Source organism: Burkholderia sp. E168m15, from assembly GCF_016586105.1.
Taxonomy (GTDB): domain Bacteria; phylum Pseudomonadota; class Gammaproteobacteria; order Burkholderiales; family Burkholderiaceae; genus Burkholderia; species Burkholderia orbicola.
The window spans coordinates 37,146-44,036 of sequence record NZ_BCPO01000086.1 but is presented as its reverse complement, the minus strand read 5'-3'; the positions used below and the strand labels follow the sequence as shown (position 1 = coordinate 44,036).

At 67.2% G+C, this 6,891-nt stretch carries 2 protein-coding genes; one reads left to right on the top strand and one right to left on the bottom strand.

All coding sequences use genetic code 11. From position 1 onward, the window contains the following. Window positions 1-1,253: 1,253 nt before the first annotated feature. The gene (locus JMF86_RS14705) at window positions 1,254-4,826 is read left to right on the top strand and encodes an indolepyruvate ferredoxin oxidoreductase family protein (RefSeq protein WP_077180409.1); all 3,573 of its coding nucleotides are present in this window, start codon (window positions 1,254-1,256) and stop codon (window positions 4,824-4,826) included. Window positions 4,827-4,922: 96 nt separating this feature from the next. Here JMF86_RS14705 and JMF86_RS14700 read toward each other — a convergent pair whose 3' ends face one another. Next, window positions 4,923-6,590, bottom strand: coding sequence for a Na+/H+ antiporter (locus tag JMF86_RS14700; protein WP_054928153.1), 1,668 nt, complete (start codon window positions 6,588-6,590; stop codon window positions 4,923-4,925). Between the last annotated feature and the right edge of the window lie 301 nt (window positions 6,591-6,891).

The following is a 6,891-nucleotide window of genomic DNA, read 5'->3' as shown; positions in this document are numbered from 1 at the left end:
CGACGGTGAGCATCCGTGCCCGACCGCATGACGAGCCGCTTCCGGTATGGATTGCCCCTTGGCGGTACGCTTCGAAACGTGCGTCAGCTATTGATCGGGGAACGCACCTCCATGTGAATATCCGTCCGTCGAAACGACTCGCGACACTGTGTATTTCGACGGTGAGCATCCGTGCCCGACCGCATGACGAGCCGCTTCCGGTATGGATTGCCCCTTGGCGGTACGCTTCGAAGCGTGCGTCAGCTATTGATCGGAGAACGCACGTCCATGTGGATATCCATCCGTCGAAACGACTCGCGGCACTGTGTATTTCGACGGTGAGCATCCGCGTCCGATCGGGTGACGAGCCGCTTCCGATATGGATTGCCCCTTGGCGGTACGCTTCGAAACGTGCGTCAGCTATCGATCGGAGAACGCACGTCCATGTGGATATCCGGCCTGCTCAAGCACTCGAAGCGCTGTGGTTTTCAATGGTGAGAGTGCGCGTATGGTCGGGAGGCAACGCAGTTCCGCACGTGGACAACTACCCCGCCAGCCAGTCGAAGCCCTGTGTATTTCAACGGTGAGAGCGAGCCGGCAATCGCTCGACCAGCGTGTTCAGGCGAGATGTCCAGCCGGCAAACCCACGCTCGTCCCTGTGTATTCGAACGGTGAGCGCAGGCGGAGGACCGACGAAACGCGCGGTTTCCGATGTGGATATCCGCCGCCGAAATTCACTCGCCAATCTGTGAATTTCAACGGTGAGCGCCCCGCATGCCGATTCCTGATGTGGATATCCCGGCCCCGACGCCACTCGAAACGCTGTGCAATCGAACGGTGAGCGCGCGAGCCGATCGACAGAGCGGCGCGGCATTGTGGACATCCGACGTCGCCAGCCAATCCGAATGCTGTGCATTCCAACGGTGAGGGTGACGGCCCGATGCCCCGAAACCCTTGTCGCAAGGGGTTCGAGCGCCATCCACCCTGCTGACGGTGAGCCCCGCGGCACGCCCCGCCTTTTCCGCCGGACCATCCGACCACCGCGACACGCCTCCCCATCACACTCCGGCCGCCCCGCGCGAGAACTCTCTCAAATCCCGTCAAAAAGCTGCGCAGTTTTTCTCACGGCAGGCCCCTCCGAGCAAGATGAGAAAAAACATTCTCGGCCGCGCGCGAAAAAATAGAGCCATTCGCTGCCGGCACCCTGCGTCATCCGACGCCCCGCCGCGCACGGCCCAGAACAGCACGACAGCACAATCCGGAGACATCCCCTCATGACCGCCCGCCAGCCCGTCGACGGCACGCCTGCCCTGTCCGACTACCGCCTGACCGACAACCTGACCGCGACGCGCGGCCGGATCTTCCTGACCGGCACGCAGGCGCTGATCCGCCTGCTGCTGATGCAGCGCGCGGTCGATACCGAACAGGGGCTCAACACGGCCGGCTTCGTCAGCGGCTATCGCGGTTCGCCGCTCGGCATGGTCGACCAGCAGCTGTGGAAGGCGAAGAAACTGCTCGACGCCAGCAGCGTGCGCTTCCTGCCCGCGATCAACGAGGAACTCGGCGGCACGGCCGTGCTCGGCACGCAGCGGGTCGAGGCCGACCCGGAGCGTACGGTCGAGGGCGTGTATGCGATGTGGTACGGCAAGGGCCCGGGCGTCGATCGCGCGGGCGATGCGCTGAAGCACGGCAACGCGTACGGTTCGTCGCCGCACGGCGGTGTGCTGGTCGTCGCGGGCGACGACCATGGCTGCGTGTCGTCGTCGATGCCGCACCAGAGCGATTTCGCGATGATGGCGTGGCACATGCCGGTCGTGAACCCGTCGAACATCGCCGACATGCTCGAATTCGGCCTGTACGGCTGGGCGCTGTCGCGCTACTCGGGCGCGTGGGTCGGCTTCAAGGCGATCTCGGAAACGGTCGAGTCGGGCTCGACCGTCGACCTCGATGCATTGCAGACGCGCTGGCCGGCGCCGGCAGGCTTCACGCCGCCGGCGGGCGGCCTGCACAACCGCTGGCCCGACCTGCCGAGCCTCACGATCGAGGCGCGTCTCGCGGCGAAGCTCGACGCGGTGCGCCATTTCGCGCGTGCCAACAGCATCGACAAGTGGATCGCGCCGAGCGCGCAGGCGAACGTCGGCATCGTCACCTGCGGCAAGGCGCACCTCGACCTGATGGAAGCGCTGCGCCGCCTCGACCTGACGGTCGCCGACCTCGACGCGGCCGGCGTGCGGATCTACAAGGTCGGCCTGTCGTATCCGCTCGAAATGACGCGCATCGAAACCTTCGTCGACGGGCTCGCCGAAGTGCTGGTGATCGAGGAGAAGGGCCCGGTCATCGAGCAGCAGATCAAGGACTACCTGTACAACCGCACCGAAGGCGCCCGTCCGCGCGTGCTCGGCAAGCACGACGCGGCCGGTGCGTGCCTGCTGTCCGAGCTCGGCGAACTGCGTCCGTCGCGCATCCTGCCGGTGTTCGCGGCATGGCTCGCGCGGCACAAGCCGGCGCTCGACCGGCGCGAGCGCGTGGTCGATCTCGTCGCGCCGCAGATCCTGTCGAACGAGGCCGACGCGGTGAAGCGCACGCCGTATTTCTGCTCGGGCTGCCCGCACAACACGTCGACGAAGGTGCCGGAAGGCTCGATCGCGCAGGCCGGCATCGGTTGCCATTTCATGGCGTCATGGATGGAGCGCGACACGACGGGGCTGATCCAGATGGGCGGCGAGGGCGTCGACTGGGCCGCGCACGCGATGTTCACCAACACGAAGCACGTATTCCAGAACCTCGGCGACGGCACTTACTTCCACTCGGGCATCCTCGCGATCCGCCAGGCGGTCGCCGCGAAAGCGAACATCACGTACAAGATCCTCTACAACGACGCGGTCGCGATGACGGGCGGCCAGCCGGTCGACGGCAGCATCTCGGTGCCGCAGATCGCGCGGCAGGTCGAGGCGGAGGGCGTGTCGCGCTTCGTCGTCGTGTCGGACGAACCGGAGAAGTACGACGGTCATCACGGGCAGTTCCCGACCGGCACGACGTTCCATCACCGCAGCGAACTCGACGCGGTGCAGCGTGAATTGCGCGAAACGCCGGGCGTCACCGTGCTGATCTACGACCAGACCTGCGCGGCCGAGAAGCGTCGCCGCCGCAAGAAAGGCGAATTCCCCGACCCGGACAAGCGCCTGTTCATCAACGACGCGGTGTGCGAAGGCTGCGGCGACTGCGGCGTGCAGTCGAACTGCCTGTCGGTCGAGCCGCTCGAGACGCCGCTCGGCCGCAAGCGCCGCATCGACCAGTCGTCGTGCAACAAGGACTATTCGTGCGTGAACGGCTTCTGCCCGAGCTTCGTGACGGTCGAAGGTGCGGCGCTGAAGAAGGCGGCCGGCGCCGCGTTCGACGAAGCCGCGCTCGCCGCGCGCGTCGACGCGCTGCCGGTGCCGGCGACGCACCTCGACGCGGCGCCGTTCGACATGCTCGTGACGGGCGTGGGCGGCACGGGCGTCGTGACGGTCGGCGCGCTGATCAGCATGGCCGCGCATCTCGAAGGCAAGAGCGCATCGGTGCTCGACTTCATGGGTTTCGCGCAGAAGGGCGGCTCGGTGCTGTCGTTCGTGCGGATCGCGTCGAGCGACCGCTGGCTGAACCAGGTGCGCATCGACACGCAGCAGGCCGACGTGCTGCTCGCGTGCGACATGGTCGTCGGTGCGAGCGCCGAGGCGCTGCAGACGGTGCGTCACGCGCGCACGCGGATCGTCGTCAACACGCACCGGATTCCGAACGCGTCGTTCGTGCAGAACCCCGACGCGAACCTGCATGCGGACGCATTGCTTGAAAAAATGCACCACGCGGCCGGCGACGGCTACCTGTCGAGCTGCGACGCGCAGGCGCTCGCCGCGAAATTCCTCGGCGATTCGATCGGCGCGAACATCCTGATGCTCGGCTACGCGTGGCAGCTCGGCCTCGTGCCGGTGTCGCTCGCCGCGATGATGCGCGCGATCGAGCTGAACAACGTCGCGGTACCGATGAACAAGCTTGCGTTCTCGATCGGCCGAATGGCGGCCGGCGACGCGGCGGGCCTCGACGCGTTGTGGAACGCGCGTCATGCGGTGGCCGTCCACGCCGCGCCGGAGACGCTTGCCGAGCTGATCGCCGATCGCGAGGCGCGTCTCGACGCGTATGGCGGTGCGCGCTATGTCGAGCGCTATCGGGCGCTGGTGAACGCGGCGCGCGCGAAGGGCGACGATGCGCTGACGCGCGCGGTTGCGACGACGTTCTACCGGCTGCTCGCGGTGAAGGACGAATACGAAGTCGCGCGGCTGTACACGGACGACGCGTTCCGCACGGCGCTCGAAGCGCAGTTCGAAGGCGTGCCGGGGCAGACGTACCGCGTGAAGTTCAACCTGGCGCCGCCGACGGTCGCGAAGGCCGGCAGCGACGGCAGTACGCCGAAGAAGCGCGTGTTCGGCCAGTGGATGTGGCCGGTGTTCGGCATGCTGGCGCGCGTGCGCAGCCTGCGCGGCACGTGGCTCGATCCGTTCGGCCGCACGGTCGAGCGCAAGATGGAGCGCGCGCTGGCCGACGACTACGAAACGACGCTCACGCGTGCGTTCGCCGCGATGACCCCCGGCAATACGGCGCAGGTCGTGCAACTGGCCGACCTGCACGCGCGCGTGCGCGGCTTCGGTCACGTGAAGGTGCGCAACCTGGCCGGCGTGAAGCGTGCGGAACGCGAGCTCGCGCTGCAGCTCGGCATCGACGCGGCGACGAGCGCGGCCGTGCAGCATGCGCTCGACGAGATGAAGGGCGCGGGGATGCTGAAGGGGATTCCGGTCGTCGTCGCGAAGTAACGCGAGCGTGAGTGGATGTGAAAACGGCGATGCTCGTGCGAGCGTCGCCGTTTTTTATGGTCCTGGGTGGCTGCGCGCGGGCCGCAGCCGGCCCCGTCAAACAATGCCTTTCTTGCGCGTCGACAGCGCGGTTTCAGACAGGTCGATCTCGCGGAGCAGCTTCGTCAGCGTCTCGTCGGAAATCTTGCTGTCGCTGCGCAGCCGGTACAGCGCCGAGCGTTCCGCGCGCACGGCCGCGATCCGCATCTGCAGCTCCATCGTTTCGGCCTGCTGCGCTTGCGCGCGCGGCGTGGGGCCGTCGTCGGCCAGCGCGGCGAGCCGGCGGCGATATTGATCCATCACGCGCGCGGAGATGTCCGCGCAGCGCGCCGCGCCCGATTCGTCGAGATCGGCCGAGATCGCGTCGTGCGACGAATCGACCGCGCGGATCGCGGCCTGCGCGGCGGCCGAGCGTGCGATGCGCTCCTCGTTGCCGAGCGGGTTGCGCGTCGAGCGCACGCCGCGCAGCAGCAGCGGCAGGCCGATCACCCCGACGATCAGCGAGCCGAGGATCACGGCCGACGCGATGAAGATCGCGGTGTCGCGGCCCGGCAGCGGCGCGCCGTCGGACAGCGCGACCGGAATCGACAGCACGCCGGCGAGCGTGACCGCGCCGCGCACGCCGCCGACCGTCATCACCGCGATCGTGCGTACGCCGGCCATCGTGCCGGCGAGGCCATGGCGCGCGGCGCGGCGGCTCGCGAACCAGCGCAGCAGCCACACCCACAGGAAGCGGATCGCATACAGCGCGAGCATCATCGCGCACACGTTGAAGATCATGCGGCCGACCAGCGCGTCGCTCGTATGGTGCGCGTCGACGAGCGCGCGGCCGATGATGTGCGGCAACTGCAGCCCGAGCATGATGAACACCATGCCGTTGAACACGAATTCGATCATCGCCCACGTGCTTTCGGCGCGCACGCGCGACGCGACGGTGCTTTTGCGCGAGAAGCTCGTGTAATTCATCATCATCCCGGCCGACACGGCCGCGAGCACGCCCGACAGGTCGAGGTGCTCGGCGAACAGGTAGGCGGCGAACGGCACCAGCAGCGTCATCACGATGCCGGGGGCCGGATCGCCTTCCTGCTCGGCATTCAGGAAGCGCGTCGACAGCGCGCTGAATACCCACGACACGATCGCGCCCGTCGCGAGCCCGCCGGCGGCGACGATCACGAACGTGACCGACGCGGCGCGCAGCGAGAACACGCCGGTGAGCGCGGCCGCGATCGCGAACTTCAGCGCGACGAGGCCCGACGCGTCGTTCATCAGCGCCTCGCCTTCGAGGATGTGCATCAGTTGCGGCGGAATGCGGCCCTTGCCGGCGATGCCCGACAGTGCGACCGCGTCGGTCGGCGACAGCACCGCAGCGAGCGCGAACGCGATCGGCAGCGGCAACTCGGGAATCAGCCAGTGTGCGAAGTAGCCCACTGCGAGTACCGTCATGAACACGAGCCCGAACGCGAGCATCAGGATCGCGCGGCGCTGCAGATAAAGCTCGCGTTTCGGAATCCGCCAGCCGTCCGCGAACAGCAGCGGCGGAATGAACAGCAGCATGAAGATCTCGGGATCGAACGTGACGTGCAGGTTCAGCTTCGGCCACGCGAGCATCGCGCCGAACGCGATCTGCATCAGCGGCAACGGCAGTTGCAACGGCAGGAGGCGCGTGACGGCGCCGGACAGTGCGACGGTCAGCAGCAGAATGAGGACTGTGAAAACGATTTCCATCGATACGGCGAATGACGTGAAATGAAACGATCGTACGGAGTGTAGCGTGCCGACGTGACGGGCGCGTTCAAGCGGTCGGTGCGTGCGCACGGAAATGGTGCGCGAGTAGCGCGCCACGGTGGTGCGGTGGCCGCGTGCGGCCGCGCGGCGCATGGGTTCTGCGCGCCTTGCACGGAGCTTGCTTGAAGGTGGGTAGCCACCCGGCCCGCGCCGGGCAACCGAGGGTCCAACCATGACATTGCGCGCCGTCCCGTTCGTCGTCCGTTTCGGCGGACGTCGCGTTCGATTGCATCACCAGGAG